This is a genomic window from Chryseobacterium ureilyticum, assembly GCF_900156735.1.
In the GTDB taxonomy this organism is placed as follows: domain Bacteria; phylum Bacteroidota; class Bacteroidia; order Flavobacteriales; family Weeksellaceae; genus Chryseobacterium; species Chryseobacterium ureilyticum.
This window is the reverse complement of sequence record NZ_FTOL01000009.1, coordinates 45,382-68,134: the sequence shown is the minus strand read 5'-3', so window position 1 is coordinate 68,134 and position 22,753 is coordinate 45,382. Positions and strand designations below refer to the sequence as shown.

The window sequence follows — 22,753 nt, the reverse complement described above, 5'->3', positions numbered from 1 at the left end:
ACAGTTTGAAATGAAGAAAATTTTGGAAACAGATCGACTTCTGCTAAGGGAATTAACGGTTGAAGATGCGATTAATTTTTGTAAACTGAATGAAAATCCGAATGTTATAAGATATACCGGAGATTCATCTTTTAAAAATATTGAAGATGCCTATACTTTTTTGAAAAATTATAAAGATTATAAAGTCAATGGGTATGGAAGGTGGGCTGTAATTGATCAATTAAGTCATGAATTTTTAGGATGGTGTGGGTTGAAATATGACCGTTCTAAGAATGAAACGGATATTGGCTTTAGATTCTTTGAGGAGCATTGGAATAAAGGATTAGCCACAGAAAGTGCTACTGCCTGTTTGAAATATGGATTTGAACAGTTGCGTCTTGAAAAAGTTATTGGAAGGGTTATGTCTGAAAATATAGCTTCTATAATGGTATTGCAGAAGCTAGGGCTGACTTTTAATAAAGAATTCGATTTTGATGGGCATAAAGGTTTAATTTATGCGATTCAACAGGCAGATTGGCAAGTTTAAGATAAAGAAAATTCTAAAATAATCATATCCCGCATCTGCAAACCGTTTTCATAAATCGGGGATGGGTAATTTTCAATAAAGAAATCTTTACGTATCCCTGTTTTTTTGAAACTATTTTTTTCATAAAACCTGATCTGCTGAAATCCGGTATCGGAAGTCCCGACACTCAGAATTTTGTAATGACTGTCAAGGGCAATTTCTTTCGCTTTTTTGATTAAAATGCTTCCTATTCCTTTACTTCTATAACTTTCAATAACGGCAATGTTTTTAATTTCAAGCTCAGAATCACCGTTCTTATATAAAGCCATTACAGCAATACTTTCCGTTCCGTCGTAGAGCAAATAGATATCACATTTAAAAATATACTGATCAATAGCATCTCTTGTTTCATCTGCTAACAACAACAGTTCATAAGGGATTCCCGAGTCTTTATCGATTTTATTAAAGCTAAACTCTTCCATATTACAAACTCATATGGATAAGCGGATAATCTTTCCCTGAGCCGTCTTTTTCTGATCTTCCTACCTTTTTGAAGCCCATCTTTTCATAAAACCCAATTGCTAGAGGATTTTGTTCGTTAACATCTACTTTTGTAAGCCCGGTTTGCTCTTTCATAAATTGATAAAGCCTTTTACCATATCCTTTTCCACGCATGTCATCATGAATGAAAAGCATTTCAAGATTGCCTTCAGCTACGGAAGCAAAACCCTTTGGATCATTATTTTCTGTAATTAAGTAAACTTCCAGATGGGGAAGATAATCTCTTGGAATAGCTTCTTTGAACTCATTGAAATCTTCTTGGGCAAGGAAGTCGTGAGTGGCTTTTACTGCAGATTCCCAAATCTCCATGATTTTTGGATAGTCTTCTGTATTGGCGAGTCTGAATTGATGTGACATGATTTTAAATTTTTACAAAAATAACGAAAATAAGGTGTTGAAGTCAGAGATTAGGGATAGTATAGAAGATTTTTTAGTTTTAAAAAAGCAATAATGATGGATTTTAATATACAATTGATTTTTTGCCACGAATGCATTAATAAATGATTGATTATTTTTTAACTGTTAAAAAAAATATTCGTGCATTAGTGGCAGTTTAAAAGCAACTTTTAACAGGAAACAGTAAAATTGGTAAGCGCAACTTCCGATTTTTTGTTGCAAATTTGTTTAATCACTTTATATTAATCATTAAAATAAAGATTTATGCAAAAGAAAATATATGCAGGGCAGCCTGTAGTTACCTTAAATAATGGAGTAGATATTCCTGCTTTAGGCTTTGGAGTATGGCAGATGGAAGATCTGAAAGAATGTGAAAATGCAGTTATCAAAGCAATTCAAACTGGATACAGAATGATTGATACGGCAGCTATTTACCAGAATGAAACTGCGGTAGGGGCAGCGGTGAAAAATAGTGGGGTGAATAGAGATGAATTGTTTATTACTTCAAAAGTTTGGGTTCAGGATCATGGGTATGAAAAGGCAAAAAGTGCTTTTCAAAGAACATTAGACAGATTGCAGATGGATTACCTGGATATGTATCTTATCCACTGGCCTTACGGAGATTTTCTGGGAACATGGAAAGCTTTAGAGGAACTTTATAACGAAGGAAAAATCAAAGCAATTGGTGTTTGTAATTTTACAGTTGAAAAACTAGAGGAATTGAAAGCAAATTCTACAGTTCTTCCGGTGATCAATCAAATTGAGTTACATCCGGTATTCCAGCAAAAAGAGTTGCAGGTTTATGATAGAGAAAATAATATCATTACTCAGCCTTGGAGCCCACTTGGAAACGGAAATGCAAACCTTTTATCCAATGAAGAATTAAAAGCAATTGCTGAAAAATATGGTAAAACAGTAGCTCAGGTAATTCTGAGATGGCATTTGCAGGAAGGCTTTGTTGTAATTCCAAAATCTGTAACTCCGTCAAGAATTGAAGAAAACTTTAATGTATTTGATTTTGAACTGACAGAAGATGAAATGAATATCGTTCGTTCTTTAGATACAGGAAAACGATTGTTCTTTGATCCGAAAGATCCTGAATGGGAGCAGAAAATGCTGAATGCTGTAGCAGATATTTAAGCTTAATTAATTAAATATTTCCCGTAGATTACACATATTGTGAGATCTGCGGGATTTTTATTTTATGTAATGGTGAGGAATGTCATATTCTGTTGAAACTGAGATCGTCCTATTTTTTGTACCTTTTTAATTAAAATAATTTGTTATGTTTTGGTCAGATACAATTAGTAAAAGAGTAGGCGTAAAATATCCTGTCATTCAGGCTCCGATGTTTGGCGTGAGTACGATACAGATGGTAGCAGCGGCTGCGAGAGCAGATTGTTTAGGTTCATTGGCATTGGGAGATCTTTCATCGAATGAATCTACTGAATTGATTCGGGCAACAAAAAAACTGACAGATAAACCTTTCGCAGTCAATATTTTTGCTCATTATATTCCTGAAATCACAGATGCTTTAAAAGATCAATTTTTTAAAACAAAGAATTTCCTTGAACAATTAGCCAAAGAAAATAATATTGAGGTTAAACTTCCTGATTTATCAGCTCTTACCATAAATGGGTATCATGAATTGATCGATGTAATTATAGAAGAGGAATGTAAAATTGTAAGCTTTACTTTTGGAAATCTTGACGACCAGAGCATTCAGAAATTAAAGGAAAATGAAGTAACGCTTATCGGAACCTGCACTTCTGTAAAAGAGGCTGTAATTCTCGAAAAATCAGGAATTGATATCATTTGTGTACAAGGAACGGAAGCCGGAGGACACAGAGGAACTTTTGATCCTGATTATGTTCCGCAGATAGGAGGATTGTCTTTATTATCACAGGTTTATGATCATACAAAGGTTCCATTGATTTATGCAGGTGGAATTTATAATGCGAAAACTCTACAGGCGGTAAAAGAGCTGGGGGCACAAGGATTTCAAGTTGGAAATCTATTATTAGCTTCTCAGGAAAGTGCTTTAGAGCCTTTTGAAAAAGATAAACTTAAAAAGATAAATGAAGATGAGATTATTTTAATGAAAAGCTTTTCCGGGCGATATGCAAGAGGGATTCAAAATAAATATACTGAGATTGTGGAAAATTCAGACTATATTTTACCTTACCCGTATCAGAATAAACTGACAAATGCATTACGCAAAGCAGCAAAATCTCAGCAGAATCTGGACTTTGTAGGAATCTGGGCGGGGCAGTCTATTCATAAGTACAGTGAACTTTCTACGGAAGATATTCTGAGAAATCTCATACTTCAAACAATGGAGAAGTAAATAAAATTGTATTACTTTAGGGCTTTAAATACAATTTTAAATTATAATCATGAAAAAATTATTTCTTCCATTTGCTGTGTTTTCAGCAATGGTATCCTGCAGTAGCAAAGATGATGAAACACAAGCCAATAATGCTTCTATTGTTGGAAAATGATATATAGATAAAGCTGAAAAATATACATCAGGAAATAAACAAACGGAGGTTCAGGTTTTCAGTGAGTGTGAGAAAAAGAGTACTCACGAATTTAGAGAAAAGGATATGACATCCATTACTTTCGCTCCTGAAAACAATAACTGTGTACAGACGGATGTTGTTACCCGAAATTACACCTATGATCCGGTATCTAAAAAGTTTTGGTATGAGGCAGAACAAGATTTTTCTTATATCATTTCTCAATTAACCCAAACGGATATGGTGTTTGAAGATCATCTCGCGGATGTAGATGGTGACGGAATAAAAGATGTTATCAAATTCTATTTTAGAAGAATCAAATAAAAACTTGAAGAAAAAGAATGGCATCTACATATAGATTATAGATTACTTTCTCCTTTACATTTAAAAATAACTATGAAAATTTTTTTTCTATCTCTTGCCATATTTTCTGCTATAGTTTCTTGTAGTGATGATGATGTTGCTCCAGAACCAACGATTGTTGGAACATGGAGAATAGGAAAGTCAATAACTTATCAAACCAGTACAGAAAAAACGATAACTCAGGAACCAAACGGTTGTAATGTACTCAATACGATTGATTTCAGTGAGTATGAGGCAAGATTAGTAAGGTATGCTGCTAAAGATAACAAATGTGTTGAAGATTTTGCTGTTACTATGAAGTATAGCTATAATCCTCAGACAAAGAAGATGAAGCTTGAGGATGATATGAATATTTCTAATACGGTTATAGAGTTAACTAAAATGAATATGGTTATTGAAGAACGCTTAGATATAGATATGGATGGTGTTCCAGATATTATCAAGACCTACTTTACCAAAGTCAAATAAAATAAAAATTCCTTTCAAAAATATGAAAGGAATTTTTATTTTATTATGGAATTTGAGGTATGATTATTTTCAAATTCTCAAATTAACCCATTTTCAAATTCAATTTATTTCGTCAGATCCAGCCCGCCAAAGTTTCCAGAGCTCATCATCAGATAAACACCGTTGGTTTTATCTAAAGTATTCCAGTAGGCATGAAGGTCTTCTGCGTTGGTGAAAACTCTCAGATTTTCATTCTTGAATTTTTCCTTAATAAATTCTGGAGAAATAGGTTCCATTCTTTTGATTTTTAAAGCATCTTCAGAATAGAATACAACTGCTTCATCCAATCCGTCCATTGCGTGGTCGTATTGCTCCAAAAAGGCAGGATTTAAGCTTGAATAAGTATGAAGTTCAAGGAATCCGTATTTCTTTTCATTTTTAAACTGCTCAACAAATGCTTTTACAGCCGCCTTTACCTTGCTTGGTGCGTGAGCAAAGTCTTTATATAATGTTCCTTTATCTTCTCTTTCTACTTTTTCAAGACGTTTGGAGGCTCCTTTAAAGCTCATGATTGCTTCATAGAAGTCTTCATCCATAATACCAAGCTGCAGGCAGATGTGTCTTGCTCCTTCCAGATTCAACAGGTTGTATGCTCCAAAAACAGAAAGGGGAACATCACCCATTTCAGTTTTTAAATATACTTTTCCGTTGTTGATCTCATATTCAGGAGTTTTGTAAGGGATTTTTCTGAAATAATTTTCAGCGTTTTCCACCACTTTTACTACTTCAGGATCTTCTTCATTGTATACTAAAACACCACCGGCTGTAATGCTTGCCACAAATTTTCTAAACTGTTCAATATAATCATCAAATGTTTTAAAAACATTGATATGATCCCATGCGATTCCACTCATTAGAGCGATGTTCGGTTGGTATAATAAAAACTTGGAACGTAGATCAATAGGAGAGGAAAGGTATTCATCACCTTCCAAAACCATAAAGTCATTATCCTGAGTAAGCTTTACCATACAGTCAAAACCTTCCAGCTGAGCACCTACCATGAAATCTACATCTTTCTGATGGAAATTCAGTACATGGAGGATCATTGAAGTGATGGTAGTTTTACCATGTGATCCTGCAATAACAACTCTTGTTTTATTTTTAGACTGTTCGTACAGGAATTCCGGGTAAGAATATATTTTTAACCCTAATTCTTTTGCTCTTGCCAATTCCGGGTTGTCCTGGTGGGCATGCATTCCAAGAATGACAGCATCAATATCCGAGGTGATTTTTTCCGGAAACCAGCCCATTTCCATAGGTAGAATTCCTTTTTTTTCTAATCTGGATTTTGAAGGCTCAAAAATAGCATCATCTGAACCTGTAACCTGATATCCTTTATCTTTTAATGCGATGGCAAGATTGTGCATGGCGCTTCCGCCTATAGCAATGAAGTGGGTTTTCAATTGTATTTACTGTTTTTTAACATTAGTATTAATGATGTTCTGGAATGCTTCAAGAATATTATTCCAATTGGTCTGGTAATTTGGAATGATAAGACTAGCATCAGTTTTGCTGCCTTCATTAGGACCTCTCTTCACATTGATGGAAGTCGAAACGTTATCGTACAGTTTTTTACGGTCTTCCTGAATTCTTCTGAAATTATTCTGGGAAAGAACCTGATCCAGTTTCTTTAAATCTTCATTGGAAATTTTAAAATCCTGTTTGTGCTTTTTCCCTTGTCCTTCAAAAGAATAGTGAACATTATTCCCTTTGATTAGCAGGTTTTCATATATAGGAGCGTAGCCACCGCTTTTCGAATAGCTGATATCGAAATCCGAATATACCTTTTGGCTGTTGCACGAAACTAATACTATGATAGCGAATAAGATTCCAATTATTCTGTTCATAATTTTTAATGTACTTTAATTATTTGAGTCCTTTTGTTCTAATTTTTTAGCTTTAAGTTCTTCATCATAATTGTGTAGGACATTGAAGTCTTCTGTCTGCTCAATGGCAGTCATGATCTTCAATAGGATTTCCGGTGCTTTTTCATTATCATAATCGATGTCTAAAGGTGCTTTGAACTCCATCGTAGGTTTTACACCGGTTACCTTTACACGGAGTCCTTTTTTATCGAATGCTCTTCTGAATCCGTTGATCTTGATCGGGATTACAATAGGGCGTTGGTTCTTTACCAATTTAGCAGTTCCTCTTCTTCCCTGTGCAAAAGCAGATGTGGTTCCCTGTGGGAAGGTTGCTACCCAGCCGTTGTCCAGTGCCTTCATGATATTATCTACCTCACTCATGTCTACCATTCTGTTGACATTTTTTCCTTCTGCTCTCCATGTTCTTTTTACCGTTACAGCTCCTGCAATTTTGAAGATTTTAGGAAGAATACCTTTATTCATGGTTTCTTCTGCTGCTACATAGTAAAAATCAATCTTTGGATTCAATAGATAGATCGGATTTTTGATCGTATTTAAATATCCATTATTTACGGCACAGAAAGCATGATACATGGCTGCTACATCCGCAAAATAGGTCTGATGATTAGATACAAAGAGTACGTTAGAGTCCGGAAGATCCACAAGATGCTCAGTTCCGGTTATTTTTAACTTATTAAAGCCGTTGAATCTTCTGTATGATACAACTCCTAAAATAAAAATAATAAACCTTTTCAAAAAATAAGGTGTTCCGAATGCATCGGTGAAAATATTTTTCTTCGCCATTTTTCAATTAAACACGGTTGTGCAAAGTTACATTTTTTTCAGCAACTGGCTGAATTCACTTAATATCATTGCTGTGGCACCCCAAATAATGTATCCGTTGAAATTGATTACAGGAACTTCATGACCTCCTGCGGTTGGAAGTGCCATGATTTCTGGGGTATCAGATAGGTTCAAGAAAGAAGTGATAGGAAATTCAATGGTTTCTACCGCTTCACTCTGCTGAAGAACGAAGAGAGGATTCTTTTTAGTATACGAAATATAAGGATATACGTAAAAATTACTTGGTGGAATATAAATAGGAGACATTTCTCTGATAACTCTTACATAATGTTTATCTATCCCAATTTCTTCAGAAGTTTCTCGTACAGCTGTTTCTGCAAAATCACGATCCATTTCCTCACGTTTTCCTCCTGGCAATGAGATTTGCCCGCTATGTCTGTCATGCTCATTGATGGTTCTTTGGATCAAAGGGAAATACCACTCGTTATTTTTTAAATATAATACAATATTCACTGCTGCAAACTTGGGATTTTTTGCGAGTACTTCATCATACGTAAAAACGGGACGGTAGGGAGGAGAAAATATTCCATGGGCATGTTCGCCGGGAAGTTCTACACTTTTTATTTTCCGTAATAAATCTTTTCCAAAACTTTCCATAGTTCAAATTTAACAATATATCTTGAAGAAATAAATGCCTTAACATTAATTAACCTATGAAGTACTGATTGAGAGAAATCCTTTGAACAATTTTTGCTTTGTAAAATGAATCGTAAATTTTGCTCCGAAAGTGAATTATCTGCCATAACATTAAATATTGAACCCAAAACATTGAACGTCAAACTCAGGACATTGGATTTAATTGACAAACGCCGTTTACCATTAACACTTACTTTACGCAATGGATACCGTATTTCTACGTAACGGAAATCCATGACCCTATAGATACCACAAATGGTGACTTTAGAAACTGTATACCATGATTTTTATAATTTACACTTTGGCGGTGGTTTTTCATTTTGATGTAGGGTATACCTTTGTCTTACTATTAACCAATTAATTTTTACTAAGATGAAAAATTTACTTGCAGGTGTGTTTACACTAATCGCCATGAGTTTCAGTTTCGCTCAATTAAACATTGATGTGACTACACAAACAGGAAACTTAAATGTAGCTACAGTAGACCAGACAGGTCTTTTGAACATTAATTCTTTAACACAGAATGGGAACCGTAATACTGCAGACATTGATCAGGTAGGGATCTTAAATATGAATACTGCAGTAAGCAATGGAAACAGAAACTCGATAGATGTAGATCAGGTAGGTATTGCTAACTCTAATGTTGTGACTCAGACTGGAAACAGAAACTCTGCTTCAACCTGGCAATTAGGAGTTTTAAACTCTACTGAACAAACTCAGATCGGAAGACGAAACGATGCTTCTTCAATTCAGATAGGTCTAGGTAACTCTGTTTATCAATATCAGGACGGAAGAAGAAATGAAGCTTCAGCTTTACAGTTAGGAAGTGGTAATGAAGCTTATCAAATTCAGGTTGGAAGAAGAAATGATGCCAACGGTGTTCAGATAGGTGCAAACAACGTACTTGTTCAATTCCAGGCTGGTGATGATAACAATGCAGATCATACACAAGTAGGTAGTGGTAACTTAGCGGTCTCTGCTCAGGTAGGTGATGACAACAACGCTATGGGACTACAAGTAGGAAGTAATAACCAATTGTATCAACTTCAGGCAGGAAATTCAAATACAGCCCTTGATCTTCAGATGGGTAACGGAAACTTTACCTGGGTATCTCAGTCCGGTGATTCTCATATTCACATAGGAACTCAAATAGGTAACGGAAACTCAATGATTGTGAATCAGTCTAACTAAGCCCTGTAATTATACTGTAATCTTTAAAATGGAAGGGAGAAGCTACAGGTTGTGGTTTCTCCTTTTTTCATCTTAAAGATCAAATATACCCAGAAACCGTGATTTTACATGACTACCTACTGGGCGTGTTTTATTCAATACTCTATTGATGTACCTTTAATAAAAATATAATGCCATGCTTAACTTGAGATGGAGTGTTTTGGCTCTTTTTGCAGTACTGCCATTGTATGCTCAGGAAATAGACTGGAATAAGGTAAACAGTAATACAGTCTTTAATCTTATAACCAGACAGGATATTGATCAGAATGCCTATCATTCCACTATCATTCAGATAGGTGATTATAATAATGCTGAACTTTCTCTTAATAACAAAAGTAATATTGCTGTAAAGCAGTTCGGTGACTTTAATGCCCTTTATTTTAATAATTCATTTACGGATAAAGAAACCAAAACTGCGATTACTACACAAGGAAGTAATAATATCATTGATATTACGGGAAGCAACAGTATTTCAGATGGAATTCAGGTTAATGTAAAGGGAGATAATAAAACAGTCTTCATGAGAAATTATTAAAACACGGGTGATGAAAATTTTATATTCCCTTAGTCTGGGTGCTTTATTTATCTTCCTGTCTGTACTGGCTTATGGGCAGGAGGATAAAAAAGTAACCGCAAAAATAGAAAGCAGCCACATTGAAAACCAAATAAAGTTAAAAGCTATTGTCATCAATAATACCGCTGTTTACAAAGAACTTAATTATCTTTTGGTATCTATAAAAAAGGGCGATGGAGGAAACCTTTCCAACAATCAGCAGAGTGGTAAGTTTTCTGTAAACCCTAATGAGGTGAAAGCATTATCAGAAATAAGTGTAAATCTTGAACCCAAAGATGCCCTGAAAGCTTTCCTTTATATCAGAGATGAAGAAACCCGGACTTTAGTGGCAAAAGACAGCCTTGAGCTTAATAATGATCTTTTTAAAAAGAAAGCAGCAAAAATAGAAGAAGATGCAGTTTATGAGCTTAAAGGACTTACAATCGATGAAACTAAAACAAAGGTTGGTAAAGACTTCTATGATATGTTTTATCTCCAATACAGTCAACTTCCTGATAAAAGCAGTAGTGCTGTTACTATTTCAGAACTTCCTCTCCGGGGAACGAGCGGTCAGATCAATATTCAGATTGATGATAAAGTAATTTACAGTTTCATGACCAATCCCGGGGAAGATTATTTAAAAGAACAATTAGTATTCAGCTTAAAATATATCAAAGAATTTAACGCAAAAAAAAACCTTATTAAAAATGAATTTATTTACTAAAAACGTCCGCCATGAAAACTTTTATTATTATTTTAATCTTTATTGCGGGTATTTTCTCTGGGAAATCTCAGCAACTCGTTTATAAGCCGATAAACCCTGCATTCGGGGGAGATACGTTTAATTATCAGTGGCTTTTAAGCTCTGCAAATGCCCAAAACCAGTTTGATGAAAAAAATGACTACAAAGATCTGCTTGATCGTGCCAATTCTCTTGATAGTTTTACCCAAAGTCTGAACAGACAGATCTTGAGTGAACTTTCAAGAAAACTCTTTGAAGAGCAGTTCGGAGATGGAAATATACAACCCGGAAATTATCTCTTCGGGTCGCTTTATTTACAGATTACCACAACTAATCAGGGACTTTTGATCAATATTTTGGATACCAGTACAGGCGATCAGTCCGAGATCGTAATTCCAAAATAAATAAAAACTTAAAACCAAACTTATCATGAGAGCTTACATCTACACCAGAATTTTTTTCTGTAGTTTTCTGCTATGCATTCTACAGGCTTGTAGTTCGATTTTTGGCTTACCTTCAGATCCTGAAAAGCCAACGATGGGAGAGGTAACATCTTCCACTGAAGAACTGAAAACACTTCCGCTGCCAAAAGAAAAAATTGTCATTGGAGTGTATAAATTCAGAGACCAGACAGGGCAGTATAAACCATCTGAAAACGGTAACAACTGGAGTACTGCAGTGCCACAAGGTACTACTACCATTCTCATTAAGGCACTCGAAGACAGCCGTTGGTTTATTCCTATTGAAAGAGAAAATATTGCCAATCTGCTCAACGAAAGACAGATCATCCGATCTACACGTCAGGAATATATTAAAGACGCTGATAAAAACAGCCAGTCACTTCCTCCGCTTCTATATGCCGGAATTCTTCTGGAAGGAGGAGTTATTTCCTATGACAGCAATATCCTGACAGGCGGTCTTGGTGCACGGTACTTTGGAATCGGGGCATCCACTCAATATCGCCAGGATAGAATTACCATTTATCTTCGTGCCGTTTCTACGCTCAATGGAGAAATTCTTAAAACCGTTTATACTTCTAAAAATATTCTTTCCACAAGTGTAAACGGAAGTTTTTTCCGATATATCGACACCGAAAGACTGATGGAAGCTGAGGTAGGATTTACTCAGAACGAACCGATTCAGCTAGCGGTAACCGAAGCCATTGAAAAAGCTGTGAAATCTCTCGTTATTGAAGGAATTCAGGATAAAATATGGGGCAAAGCAATAGATAGTACAACCAGTTATCAGGCTTTGATCAATGAATATAAAAGAGAAAAAGAAGATAACAACGGAAGAGTAATCGGAAACAGATATCCGGGTAATTACAGACAGAAAGTTGCTGTGTTTGCCAATGTTGAAGCTCAAAAAGTAAGAGATGATTATGTAAACCCTAAAATGAATATAGGTGGTAAAATAGGAATGAAATACTTTTTAACCCCCAATTTTAATGTTGAGGTTAACGGGAATTATTTTACCCTCGAAAATAAAGATATTGTAAAAAGAAACTACTACGGTCCTGAAGTAAACCTTGAATACCTCCTTTTCCCGAAATACAGATTCAGCCCATACATTTATGGAGGGGCAGGAGCTATGTATTCCAAATATAAACCTCAATATAAAGGACAGTTTGGAGGTGGTCTTGAGTACATGATTGATAATAATTTTTCACTGAGAGCATCGGCTCAATATGATCTTGGGTTTAAAGACAATTGGGAAGGGCTTATTAACGGAAAAAGAAAAGATCAGGCATTACGCTTTGCATTAGGAATCAATTTTTACCTTGGAAACAAATAAAAACACGAATTATGAAAACTTTAATTAAAATACTAAGCATATTCATTCTAACATTTTGTCTGTTTTCATGTAGTGAAGACCTTGTAGAACAGGCTCAGACAGGAACGTTAAAAGGAAAAGTAGTGAAAAGAGGCAGTAATACTCCTCTTGCGAACGTGAAAATTTTCACAAACCCCACAACGCAAACTGTTTTCAGTGGTACCGATGGCTCATTTGAAATCACAGCTATGCCGATAGGAAATTATTCCGTAAAAGCAGAACTTTCAGGATATATTACAAGCTTTCAGTCTGTAAATATGCAGAATCAAAACCAGGTGGTGACCATGGTATTTGAAATGGATGACGATACCTCTTTAAATTCTCCGCCTACAACGCCACAGCTTCTAAGTCCGATAGATAATGCGGTAAATCAACCTTTAAGTGTTGAACTAACCTGGAGTGCAACAGATCCGGATACAGCAGATGTTTTAAAATATAGTTTAACAATTAAAAATAATCTTGACACTAATGTGATTCAGGTTAATGATTTGACAGCGAATCATTATACACTTTCAAATCTAAAGTTTGGTGTAAGCTACTTCTGGCAGGTGTCTGTTTCGGACGACATTCACCAGCCAGTTTTAAGCTCTATCAGTAAGTTTACAACCAATACGGTTCCAGCTAACAGGTATCATTATACCCGAAAACAAAATGGTAATTTCGTGATCATCTCCAGTGATGAACAGGGAAACAATTTTCAGTTTACAGACGCTTCCTACAATAGCTGGCGACCAAGGAAGAATAATAATGCAGGGCTCATCGCATTTCTTCGTACCGAAGGCGGAAGTACTCATATATACACAGCCAATCCAGACGGTTCCAATCCTTTTAAGGTCACTACAGTTCCCGTAGCAGGATTTAATAACTTCGAAATGGATTTTGCCTGGAGTACCAATGGTAAGGAAATTCTTTATTCAAACTTTAATAAACTCTATAGGATCAATAAAGATGGTAGTGGGCTCACTCTGGTGTATACAACTCCTGACGGAAGTATGATTTCTGAATGTGATTGGAGCTATGATGGTAGCAAAATTGCCCTTAAAACCAATGATTATAACGGTTATAATACAAAAATATACATCATCGACACCACAGGGAATGTCATTAAAACAGTATTGTCCGGAACTGCCGGAGCAAGTGGAGGATTGAACTTTTCTGTGGACGGGCAACTTCTTCTCTTTACCCGGGATGTCGCAGGATATGAGGATGGAAGCGGAAATTACCGTCAGTTGGATTCCCATATTTTCATCTATAATCTGACCAATGATGCGTTGACAGATATTTCTTCTGAAAGCGAGAAAGCAATGGGAACCAATGATCTTGATCCAAGATTCTCCCCAAATAATGCTCAGATTATCTTCATGAATACCTCCAATGATAATATTTCCCAACGAAATATTATGGTTATAAGCTTGAACAGCAGCATGACAGATCTTACACGTTCCGCACTTTTCAGTAATGGAGAAATGCCGGATTACGAATAATATGGAATTGAGTGGTCAATTGTGAATAGTCAATTCATTGCACTTGTCAACTTTTATTCAATGCGGTAGTTGACTATTCACTTTACAACTGAATTTAAGGTTCAAAGTTTAATGTTTAACGTTTTGGATTCCTGATTCAATTGCGAAGCAAAAATTCACAATTGCTCCTTCATTATTTATATCAACAAAAATTAATAATCAGTTTGTTTGCCTGGCTTTTTATTAATAGGAATTTGGGAATAGGCAAGAAAAATTCCAGATCATATGATCTGGAATTTTTTGGTTAATTATTTGGTTGGTTTTAATCAGTCAATGATGTGATTTTCAAGAGCATATTTTACAACGCCTACAGTGTTTTTGACATTCAGTTTCAAAAGAATTTTTTTTCTGTGTGTTTCTACCGTATTGATGCTGATAAATAGTTTTTCAGAAATGTCTTTACTGCTGTAGCCGTCACAAATAAGTTTCAGGATTTCCATTTCACGACGGGTGAGGGGATCTCTTAGGTGAAGTTTTCGTTTTTCCTGTTCATTGCTGATAAAGTTGATCATTCTTTCCTTCGCGTGATCACAAATGTAGATCTCGTTCAGAAGTAGGGCATTGATGGATTTTATAAACTCATCATACCTGCAATTTTTGTCAAGATAACTTTTGATGCCTTTGTTGAAGAGTTTGCGGATATCAATAATATCGTAGCAGCTTCCTATAATAATGATTTTTATATTCTGATGCTCAGATGTAATATTTTCTACGGACTTGTATAACTCTGTAAGCATTAGCATATTGGAGCTCATCACAAGAATTTCCGGAGGCCCTTCTTTTAGGTGCTTAGATAGGGTTTCGAGGGAATTACAGATATCAATATTATTAAAAATCTTGCTCTGTGTCAATAGTTTTGATAAGCCTTCTGTATATAGCATCGGTTCATCAAAAATAGTTAATCTTGGTTTCATCATGGTTAGTTTTGTTTATATAAAAATATAAAAAAAACTTCACATTTTGCATAAATTTGACAAATAATTTCAAATTTATGTAAATATTTATATAATAAAATGTTGTTTTTATTGATTATTTGCTAAATAATTCTCTTTTTGTTGAGTTTTGTTTGAAAAACTTAGACTTATCTTGGTTAAAACGTGAATTTTACTGGCTTTTTCAAATGCTTTAATGTTTGAACAAATTATTTAACTAACACAATAGGGATATGTTTCACAGGAAAATTCACAGAGTTGGCAATAAAACAAAATTCACTAGCTTTATGATGAAGCTCCTTTGCTTTTTCAATCATCGAATCGTCCATTACATAAATTGTAGGGTGTAAAGTGACTTCGGTAAAATGACCGCTTCCATTAGGTGCTTCTGCCATAATTCCGGTTGCTTCATCTTGATAATCCGTTACAATAATACCTGCTTCAGAACAAAAGTGCAGATACCAAAGCATATGACATGATGAAAGAGAAGATAAAAACATCTCTTCAGGATTGTGTTTTGTTTTATCACCACGAAATGCCGGATCAGATGAGCCGTCAATAGTAGTTTTATTTTCTACAGAAATTGTGTGACTTCTTTCATAGTCTCTGTATCCGCTGGTTCCGGTTCCTTTATTTCCAGTCCATTGAATGGTAGTTTTGTAGTGATGGTTTTTCATATTTATAATTTAAAAGATTACAGATCTATTGATTCATATTAAGAAAGATGAGTATAGATATATGCTTTATTTTGGGTGCTAAAAGTAATAAAAAACCTCCAGCAAATGCTAGAGGAGTATATTAATTTTTAATGAGTTTTTTTGTGGTAATACTACCGTTTTCAAAAGTGATTTTTGCAGTGTAAATACCTTTGGGTAACTCTGAAACAGGGCTAAAGGAGTCTTTTAAAACCTTTACAATTTTTCCAGCGGAAGAATAGAGCTCAATTTTACTTATTTTTTCTTTCGACTGGTAGATCAGATTCTGTCTGACAGGGTTTTCAAATGAAATAGACGTATTGTTTGCTGTTAAAGGGTTTATTGTTGCCAGAGTAGGGTTATTCAATGAAAATTTTAAAATTTGATTTCCTCTTGTCGCAAAAATATTGTTGTCATTGATTATCATCTGATTGATAATTAAAGGTGCTGTTGTATTTTCAGAATAATTAAATGATGGGTCTATAGATCCGGTTGATGTTAACTTTGAAATTAAAATATTTTCACCTGTAGATCCTGTGATCCATGAGGTATAATAGTTCCCGTTTTTTTCATTGATGTAAAGAGATAAGTTACCATCGTTGAAAGGAGGTGCATTGTTATCAAATATAAATGAAGTATCGTATACTCCGGTTGGATGTATTCTGAAAATTTCATTGTTAATATTCGCGCAGACGATATAATTATTACTGTCCATAAAAGCAGTATTCACCATTCCTAAACTGGAATTAAATGCTAAAACACCATTATTCCCAAAATCAGAAAACACTTGTCCGCTACTATTATACTTTTCCAAGGCACCATAAGGGTATACATTGGTATTGATTACATTACTGATAAAACTGATGATATTAGACTGATTATCAACAAAAATAAAATTACCCTTTGTGTTGATAGAACCATTGTTTCCAAAACTTTGATCTATCGTTCCATTTTCATTCAATCTATAAATAAGTGAGTGATTTAAAAGATGGTAATTACTGTCGAATGCTGTCCCATAAACAATTAATTTATTGTTTTGTAGGTGTATTCCAAAACTGTCTGCATTGAATCCCATTCCTATATAAGGAATTTTACTGGTACCATTGATTCCGAAGGAAAGATCTATCTGTCCATTAGGTAAAACTCTTGTTATTGCTGTACCATCCTCATAGAAGCCCAATACTAAAAGCTTGCCATCAGTCTGCTTTTTAAGAATAGAAGGGAATCCGGGGGAAAAATAAGGGATACTCACTTCACCGCTATTACCAAAACTCGAGTCAATGGTTCCATTGGTATTTAATTTTGATAGAAAAGTTGTTCCGATATTGCTTTCTTTAGCATAAGTAAAGTAAAGGCTGCCATCTGTAGTGTCAGTCAGATTGATATAATGTTGATTGCTGGCATTGGTAATGGTAAATTTTCCATTCGAGGCAAAGCTGTTATCGTAAGAGATAATTTGAGCAGCAATATTCTGGATTGCCAGAATAGTCAGAAATAAGATTTTTTTCATTATGTTTTTGAGTTTCATGTAGTTTTTGCAAATGTAATAAAAAACCTCCGGCATTTACCGGAGGTTTGAATTTTGTCTTAATTAGAAAATTCTATCAATTCTTCTTTTTTAGAATTATAGATTCTGTATTCTAAATATTTAAAAGAATCCCTTGGAACAATGGTTACCCATTTTTTGTATTTGATAAACCATTTCATTTGGATGCTTTTGATGCCTTTTGTTAAATAGGCTTCTACGAATGGATGTACGTGCAGATAGATTTTTCCTTTTTCTTTCTGCAGGATGTTTCTTAAAGTTTCACCCATTCTTTCCACGATAACAATTGGAGCAACGATTTCTCCATCTTTGTTCGGGTTTTCTTCTTTGGTTTCGATCTGTTTTTCCGGACGGTTTCTTTGTCTGGTAATCTGAATCAGACCGAATTTACTTGGAGGAAGTATTTTATGACGTGCTTTATCACGCTTCATTTCCTCTTTCAGATGCTCATAGAGATCTCTTCTGTGATCAGAGTTGGGCATGTCGATGAAGTCAATCACAATGATGCCTCCCATATCGCGGAGACGAAGCTGTCTGGCAATCTCTGTGGCTGCCATTTTATTCACTTTCAGTGCATGTTCTTTATTAACAGCAGTTCCGGTAGTGATATTGTTTCCGGAGTTGACATCCACAACGTGAAGTGCTTCTGTGTGTTCAATAACAAGATAAGCGCCTTTAGAACTTGGAATGTTTACGTGTTTTCCAAAGCTCTGTTTAAGCTGTTTTTCAACATTATAATATTCCAGGAGTGGAATATGAGAATCATAAAACTGGACAATATTTTTCTTTTCAGGTGCAATTACTTCAATATAATTTTTCATTTCACTTACCATCTGTTCGTCATCACAGATAATATTCACGAAATCCTGATTAAAATTGTCTCTTAAAATAGCTGAAGCTTTGTCTTCTTCGCTTAAAACTTTGGACGGAACTTTGTTTTTCTGGATATTTTTAAAAGTGCTTTCCCATTTCTGAATCAGCTGATTCATATCATTATGAAGGTCTGCAACTTTTTTTCCTTCGGCTACAGTTCTGATGATCACTCCAAAACCTTCCGGTTTTATACTGTCTATCAGTGTTCTTAATCTTTCCTTTTCCTCAAAACTTTTGATCTTTTTGGAAATGGAAACCTTATTGTCGAATGGAATTAGAACCAAAAAACGCCCTGTAAGTGAAACTTGGGTAGAAATTCTGGGACCTTTTGTGGAAATAGGTTCCTTAGTGATTTGTAGTAGAACAAGATCATCTTTTGCAATTACTTTATCTACCGTTCCGTTTTTATCTATTTCGGGTTGTATCTCGAAATTTTTTAAGCTTGAAGCGCTTTGTTTTTTAGAAATAGTATCTTTTAAAAACTTTTTGTAAGTAAGATACTGTGGTCCTAAATCCTGATAATGCAGGAATGCATCCTTGTCATATCCAATATTTACGAATGCTGCATTCAGGTTTGGTGCCAGTTTTTTTACTTTTCCTATAAACAGATCTCCAACTATAAAATCGCTTTTGTCCTCTTGCTCATGAAGTTCACATAGTCTTCCGTCTTCCAGCAGTGCAATCTTTGTAAGATCATCTTCATGCGAAACTATTAGTTCTTTCTTCATTTTGTTATAAGATAAAATTGTTAAGATTTTAGGAAATTGGTATTGTTCTCGATTAATTCATCTATTAAATATAAGGATTTTGAATGTAAACCTTTATATTTTTATTAAAATAATATTTGAAACTTTCCGTTTTCCGCGGAATCTTATAGTTGCAAATAAAAATATAGTCGGCGAACTTTAAAAAATTAAAATCACCAACTATATTATTATATTGTAAATCTCGAGAAGAGGAGATTATTTTTTCTTATGTCTGTTCGCTCTTCTTCTTTTCTTTCTTTTGTGAGTCGCAACCTTGTGTCTTTTTCTTTTCTTTCCGCTTGGCATAATTTTAATTTTTTAGTAACTAGTTAATATTCAGTTAATGTTCTTATTTTACTGCAACTTTTGTTTTTACTTTCTCTACAAAAGATTTTGAAGGTTTGAAAGCAGGAATGTTGTGAGCAGGAATCTCAATTGCAGTGTTCTTAGAAATATTTCTTCCTGTTTTAGCAGCTCTTGTTTTAATGATAAAAGATCCAAAACCTCTCAGATAAACGTTATCCCCATTATACATAGAAGTTCTGATCTCCTGCATAAAAGCTTCTACAACTTTCTGTGTTTCATTCTTTTCTGTTCCCAACTTATTTGAGATGGTGTTTACCAATTCTGCCTTTGTCATTTCCTTATTTTAATTTTAAATTTTAGGTGTGCAAATTTAGTTAAAAAAATTGAATACTAGCAAATTAGTGGCAAAATATTTTTGTTCAAATCCTTGAGTTTTTAATGTGTACCCTATATTAATGTAGCTTTATAGTTATTTAACAATAAAATAATATAACGGTAAACCTATGCAGATAATTGCCTTAAAATAGGAGTTCTAAGCCCCTCAGCAGGACTTATTACCTTTCATTATATCCTTTGATTTTGTCATTTTTTATAATGATTCAAAATTCAGGATTAAAATTTTTCTACATACTGGAATTATAATACCCATTCTCTACGCAGAAACGGATAAGATGAAGTTTTGTTTTCAGTCCCAGCTTTTCCGTAAGTCGGTTGATGTAGGTATCAATTGTTCTTGTACTAAGGTTTAGCTTTTCTGCAATCTCTTTATTACTAAAGCCTTCGTAGCAGAATCTCATAAGCTGTATTTCCGCTGGTGAAAGCTCTTCCTGACCCTTTTTCTGCCTGTCCATATATTCCTGTACTGCGAGGGGCTGCTGTTCCCATTCTTTAGAATATTGCTGGTAATCAAATTCCTCAGAAGCAATGCTTCCTTTAATGATATCCTTTATAATATTACTTTTCTTCTGACAGTAATAGGTATTAGGAATCTTTGAAAGAATTTCTGCCATATCCTCCTGATATGTCCCGGAATACGTTACAATAGGAGTTTCTGCATTATTTTTTCTTATGTATTTGATGGCTTCTATTCCACTCAATACCGGCATAAACAGTTCTATAATAAATACATCTTCTTGTCTTCTGTAGATCCTGTTTACCAGTTCGTGACCGTTGTTGCAATCGTTCAGAAGCATATAGAACGGGTTTTCCATAAGTGTTTTGATCATTATTTTTTTAAAATAAAAATCACTGTCAGCTATAGAGAAACGCACGGTATTAGATAATATTTTACTCATTCTTAATATCGATTTGGCGAATGATATTTGAAATTCAGAGCCCTAATTTATGAAAAACTTATTAAAGTGAAAATTAATATTAATTTAATCAGGGATTCTACGAATGGAGGGCGGGGAAAATACGTATTGCGCATAAATTTTTTTTTTTATATTTTCACAGGCCAAACAAATCGCAAATTTATGTCTTCGAACAGGGAAAAAAAATTAAACAAATCTGACGTAAGAATAGGCATCTGGAAGTTTATTCTATCTTTTGCCGTTTTGTCGGTAGTTACTTTTACATGCCTATTTCTCTTCTTTAAGAGTTATGATATACAAAGAGCAGGGATCAGTAGAGAAGCTGAAAACTACATGGAACTGATGCGTAGAAGTGACATGTTAAAAGATCATGTGGATGATATTTATAACAGAATGTCCCAACTTGATATGAAAAAGGTGGAGAATGATCTGTTTCTTAGAACAAGTATTATGGATCATGTGAGAGATGCTAAAATTATTATGGGCAAAGACAGTACCGGAAGTTTTAAGCATTATGCCAGACTGATGAAGCAAATAGAACCTATGATCACTCTAAAGACAAAAATCATTGGTGTGGAATATAAAAAAGAAACTGCCAAAAGAGATCTTGAAGTATGTATGGGAAAAGTAAGAGGAGTAAATAATGAACTTCGAAGAGATCCGACCAGAAACTTTACAGTAGGTAGAAAAAAATAAAAAAGAAAGATATGCAAGGACACATTACACTATCTAAGAAAGAAAGGCATTATCAGTTTTTTTATTTAATACTGATGCTGGTGACTGCCATGATATTTCTGGGGGTTATCTTTTTAAAAGGATTTGAATCCCCGTTTTCTGACGAAGACATCAGAGGAATCCAGAATTTAGAGCAAAAAGCAGAATTTGAACAACACCAAAAAGTTATTCTGCCTATTATGGATAGTACTTATACCATGATTACCAAACTTGCAGACGAGACTCCACAGCCTTTTGTGGAAAATAATATCTTTGTAGGCGTTAATGACCTTAATGGTTATTTTAAAGAGCACGGTAGTATTACTGATGTTCGAAAAGATGCCTTTCCCCAGATTGCAAGATTCTATAAAATGTATTATGAAGATAAAAAGGTAATTTCTACTACTTCAGAGGATATTAAAAGATTTGAAAAGCAAATCGAGGAATGTAGAATAGGATATAAAGATAAGCAGGATAAACTTTACCAGAGAGAAAGTGCCCTACAGGCAAGAACTCAGTAATAAAGTACATGGAATTAGGAACTTTAAATAAAACACATCACAATTATTAACTATGAATTATTTTCAAAAGAACAAAAAGAACATTATTATCGGTATTATTGCAACATTGCTCATCGCAGCCCTTGTTGCATTATGGCTGCAGAAAAAAGTAATCCATTCTGCTGATGATATTGTAGGGGTAGTTTACCCATCTGCTTTGTCAGTAGGAGATACACTTTTATTTGAAGATAAAACCCAGTTTGCAAAAACCAAGAAATGGAATTTTGGAGATGGGACAACTTCGGATAAAAACAGCGGTATCCACTTCTATAATAAACCGGGATATTACCAGGTAATTTTGATCGTAGATAACAAGTACACCAAGTCTTTCCCTGTAATGGTTTCTGCCAGAAGCATCAAGCAGGCTAAAGACAGCGTGAAAACTAAAACAACAATTGAAGCTCCGGTACAGGCAATGCAGAATGAGAATGTAAATTTCCGTGCCATTTCTGAGGCTTCTCAATTTGCCTGGAAATTTGGAGAAACAGGAAACACAGACTCCAAAGACAAATTTGCTATTTATTCCTATAAAAAACCGGGTGATTATCTGGTGACTTTATACACTGAAGAAACTCTGGAACCTATTTATCACCGTATTAAAATTCTTCCGGCTTATAATTCTTTAGAACAGGAAGCTGTATCTGTAGAAGACTCTTACGCGAAAGTTGATAACGACTTTAAATACCACCTGCAGCAGATTGCTAACGGAAACAGTTTCAATATGCACTACAATTACCTGTTGAAAACCTATTTGTGTAACAATGAAAATACAGTGGTAAAAGTAAATGACAGTAAAGTAAATAATTTCTACATGTACTGTGCAGGTCTTCAGTTTGATAAAAATACTGTCATTCAGACAGTAAAGGTGAATTTAGACGATACACAAAACTGTGTAACTAAAGTAGATATAAACCAAAGCAAATAATACCATCCGGTTTTCGGATGCACCCAATCATAAAAAGATAAAATAG

At 34.6% G+C, this 22,753-nt stretch carries 26 protein-coding genes; 14 read left to right on the top strand and 12 right to left on the bottom strand.

The window, feature by feature from the left end:
- Nucleotides 1–10: 10 nt before the first annotated feature.
- The gene (locus BW983_RS19900; protein ID WP_076553560.1) at nucleotides 11–526 is read left to right on the top strand and encodes a GNAT family N-acetyltransferase; all 516 of its coding nucleotides are present in this window, start codon (nucleotides 11–13) and stop codon (nucleotides 524–526) included.
- On the opposite strand, the gene BW983_RS19895 is transcribed toward BW983_RS19900, so the two are convergent.
- Nucleotides 523–987 carry a GNAT family N-acetyltransferase gene (locus tag BW983_RS19895; protein WP_076553559.1) on the bottom strand — a complete coding sequence of 155 codons (465 nt, stop codon included), beginning with the start codon at nucleotides 985–987 and terminating at the stop codon, nucleotides 523–525. The genes BW983_RS19900 and BW983_RS19895 overlap by 4 nt on opposite strands.
- A 1-nt stretch (nucleotide 988) precedes the next feature.
- Nucleotides 989–1,423 carry a GNAT family N-acetyltransferase gene (locus BW983_RS19890; protein ID WP_076553558.1) on the bottom strand — a complete coding sequence of 145 codons (435 nt, stop codon included), beginning with the start codon at nucleotides 1,421–1,423 and terminating at the stop codon, nucleotides 989–991.
- Nucleotides 1,424–1,726: 303 nt separating this feature from the next.
- Here BW983_RS19890 and BW983_RS19885 point away from each other — a divergent pair, with 303 nt between their 5' ends.
- The 4 genes from BW983_RS19885 to BW983_RS19870 all read left to right on the top strand — a co-directional run bounded on the left by BW983_RS19885 (nucleotide 1,727) and on the right by BW983_RS19870 (nucleotide 4,812).
- Nucleotides 1,727–2,602, top strand: a complete 876-nt coding sequence (locus tag BW983_RS19885; protein WP_076553557.1) for an aldo/keto reductase — start codon at nucleotides 1,727–1,729, stop codon at nucleotides 2,600–2,602.
- A 145-nt stretch (nucleotides 2,603–2,747) separates the two neighbouring features.
- On the top strand, nucleotides 2,748–3,809 hold the full coding sequence (locus BW983_RS19880; RefSeq protein WP_076553556.1) for an NAD(P)H-dependent flavin oxidoreductase: 1,062 nt from the start codon (nucleotides 2,748–2,750) through the stop codon (nucleotides 3,807–3,809).
- 157 nt (nucleotides 3,810–3,966) lie between these two features.
- Nucleotides 3,967–4,305: a lipocalin family protein gene (locus tag BW983_RS19875; RefSeq protein ID WP_394333193.1), complete on the top strand. Its 339-nt coding sequence runs from the start codon at nucleotides 3,967–3,969 to the stop codon at nucleotides 4,303–4,305.
- A gap of 72 nt (nucleotides 4,306–4,377) precedes the next feature.
- Nucleotides 4,378–4,812: a lipocalin family protein gene (locus tag BW983_RS19870; protein ID WP_076553554.1), complete on the top strand. Its 435-nt coding sequence runs from the start codon at nucleotides 4,378–4,380 to the stop codon at nucleotides 4,810–4,812.
- A gap of 104 nt (nucleotides 4,813–4,916) precedes the next feature.
- Here the strand turns inward: BW983_RS19870 and BW983_RS19865 are convergent, their stop codons facing one another.
- The 4 genes from BW983_RS19865 to BW983_RS19850 are packed head-to-tail and all read right to left on the bottom strand — an operon-like array spanning nucleotide 4,917 to nucleotide 8,177.
- The gene (locus BW983_RS19865; protein WP_076553553.1) at nucleotides 4,917–6,254 is read right to left on the bottom strand and encodes a UDP-N-acetylmuramate--L-alanine ligase; all 1,338 of its coding nucleotides are present in this window, start codon (nucleotides 6,252–6,254) and stop codon (nucleotides 4,917–4,919) included.
- A gap of 6 nt (nucleotides 6,255–6,260) precedes the next feature.
- A complete protein-coding gene (locus tag BW983_RS19860) occupies nucleotides 6,261–6,698 on the bottom strand; it encodes a hypothetical protein (protein ID WP_076553552.1) in 438 nt (145 codons plus the stop codon).
- 15 nt (nucleotides 6,699–6,713) lie between these two features.
- Nucleotides 6,714–7,520: a lysophospholipid acyltransferase family protein gene (locus tag BW983_RS19855; RefSeq protein ID WP_045493822.1), complete on the bottom strand. Its 807-nt coding sequence runs from the start codon at nucleotides 7,518–7,520 to the stop codon at nucleotides 6,714–6,716.
- Nucleotides 7,521–7,547: 27 nt separating this feature from the next.
- Nucleotides 7,548–8,177, bottom strand: a complete 630-nt coding sequence (locus BW983_RS19850) for an NUDIX hydrolase (RefSeq protein ID WP_076553551.1) — start codon at nucleotides 8,175–8,177, stop codon at nucleotides 7,548–7,550.
- Between the two features lie 411 nt (nucleotides 8,178–8,588).
- Here BW983_RS19850 and BW983_RS19840 point away from each other — a divergent pair, with 411 nt between their 5' ends.
- From BW983_RS19840 to BW983_RS19815, 6 genes are all read left to right on the top strand, one after another.
- On the top strand, nucleotides 8,589–9,407 hold the full coding sequence (locus BW983_RS19840; RefSeq protein ID WP_076553549.1) for an RIP homotypic interaction motif-containing protein: 819 nt from the start codon (nucleotides 8,589–8,591) through the stop codon (nucleotides 9,405–9,407).
- 175 nt (nucleotides 9,408–9,582) lie between these two features.
- Entirely contained in the window at nucleotides 9,583–9,981 is a 399-nt protein-coding gene (locus BW983_RS19835) for a hypothetical protein (protein WP_076553548.1), read from the top strand.
- A gap of 10 nt (nucleotides 9,982–9,991) precedes the next feature.
- Nucleotides 9,992–10,723, top strand: coding sequence for a curli-like amyloid fiber formation chaperone CsgH (csgH, locus tag BW983_RS19830; protein WP_076553547.1), 732 nt, complete (start codon nucleotides 9,992–9,994; stop codon nucleotides 10,721–10,723).
- 11 nt (nucleotides 10,724–10,734) lie between these two features.
- A complete protein-coding gene (locus BW983_RS19825) occupies nucleotides 10,735–11,145 on the top strand; it encodes a curli production assembly/transport component CsgF (protein ID WP_076553546.1) in 411 nt (136 codons plus the stop codon).
- 25 nt (nucleotides 11,146–11,170) lie between these two features.
- Nucleotides 11,171–12,535 (top strand): CsgG/HfaB family protein, encoded by a 1,365-nt coding sequence (locus BW983_RS19820; RefSeq protein WP_076553545.1) that lies wholly within the window; start codon nucleotides 11,171–11,173, stop codon nucleotides 12,533–12,535.
- An 11-nt stretch (nucleotides 12,536–12,546) separates the two neighbouring features.
- Entirely contained in the window at nucleotides 12,547–14,058 is a 1,512-nt protein-coding gene (locus tag BW983_RS19815) for a carboxypeptidase-like regulatory domain-containing protein (protein WP_076553544.1), read from the top strand.
- 305 nt (nucleotides 14,059–14,363) lie between these two features.
- On the opposite strand, the gene BW983_RS19810 is transcribed toward BW983_RS19815, so the two are convergent.
- The 6 genes from BW983_RS19810 to BW983_RS19785 all read right to left on the bottom strand — a co-directional run bounded on the left by BW983_RS19810 (nucleotide 14,364) and on the right by BW983_RS19785 (nucleotide 20,490).
- Nucleotides 14,364–15,011: a response regulator transcription factor gene (locus BW983_RS19810; RefSeq protein ID WP_076553646.1), complete on the bottom strand. Its 648-nt coding sequence runs from the start codon at nucleotides 15,009–15,011 to the stop codon at nucleotides 14,364–14,366.
- A 227-nt stretch (nucleotides 15,012–15,238) separates the two neighbouring features.
- Complete coding sequence (locus BW983_RS19805) at nucleotides 15,239–15,706, bottom strand: OsmC family protein (protein WP_076553543.1); 468 nt, start codon at nucleotides 15,704–15,706, stop codon at nucleotides 15,239–15,241.
- 121 nt (nucleotides 15,707–15,827) lie between these two features.
- Nucleotides 15,828–17,234 carry a T9SS type A sorting domain-containing protein gene (locus BW983_RS19800; protein ID WP_076553542.1) on the bottom strand — a complete coding sequence of 469 codons (1,407 nt, stop codon included), beginning with the start codon at nucleotides 17,232–17,234 and terminating at the stop codon, nucleotides 15,828–15,830.
- A 77-nt stretch (nucleotides 17,235–17,311) separates the two neighbouring features.
- Complete coding sequence (locus tag BW983_RS19795) at nucleotides 17,312–18,871, bottom strand: Rne/Rng family ribonuclease (protein WP_076553541.1); 1,560 nt, start codon at nucleotides 18,869–18,871, stop codon at nucleotides 17,312–17,314.
- Between the two features lie 367 nt (nucleotides 18,872–19,238).
- The gene (locus BW983_RS19790; protein WP_002984212.1) at nucleotides 19,239–19,529 is read right to left on the bottom strand and encodes an HU family DNA-binding protein; all 291 of its coding nucleotides are present in this window, start codon (nucleotides 19,527–19,529) and stop codon (nucleotides 19,239–19,241) included.
- Between the two features lie 289 nt (nucleotides 19,530–19,818).
- On the bottom strand, nucleotides 19,819–20,490 hold the full coding sequence (locus tag BW983_RS19785) for a response regulator transcription factor (RefSeq protein WP_076553540.1): 672 nt from the start codon (nucleotides 20,488–20,490) through the stop codon (nucleotides 19,819–19,821).
- A 180-nt stretch (nucleotides 20,491–20,670) separates the two neighbouring features.
- Here BW983_RS19785 and tssO point away from each other — a divergent pair, with 180 nt between their 5' ends.
- Genes tssO through BW983_RS19770 form a run of 3 tightly spaced genes read left to right on the top strand, consistent with a single transcriptional unit; the run spans nucleotide 20,671 to nucleotide 22,707 of the window.
- The gene (gene tssO, locus BW983_RS19780; RefSeq protein WP_076553539.1) at nucleotides 20,671–21,204 is read left to right on the top strand and encodes a type VI secretion system TssO; all 534 of its coding nucleotides are present in this window, start codon (nucleotides 20,671–20,673) and stop codon (nucleotides 21,202–21,204) included.
- A gap of 11 nt (nucleotides 21,205–21,215) precedes the next feature.
- Entirely contained in the window at nucleotides 21,216–21,743 is a 528-nt protein-coding gene (locus tag BW983_RS19775) for a type VI secretion system transmembrane protein TssO (protein ID WP_076553538.1), read from the top strand.
- 52 nt (nucleotides 21,744–21,795) lie between these two features.
- Nucleotides 21,796–22,707 carry a PKD domain-containing protein gene (locus tag BW983_RS19770; protein WP_076553537.1) on the top strand — a complete coding sequence of 304 codons (912 nt, stop codon included), beginning with the start codon at nucleotides 21,796–21,798 and terminating at the stop codon, nucleotides 22,705–22,707.
- Nucleotides 22,708–22,753: the final 46 nt, after the last annotated feature.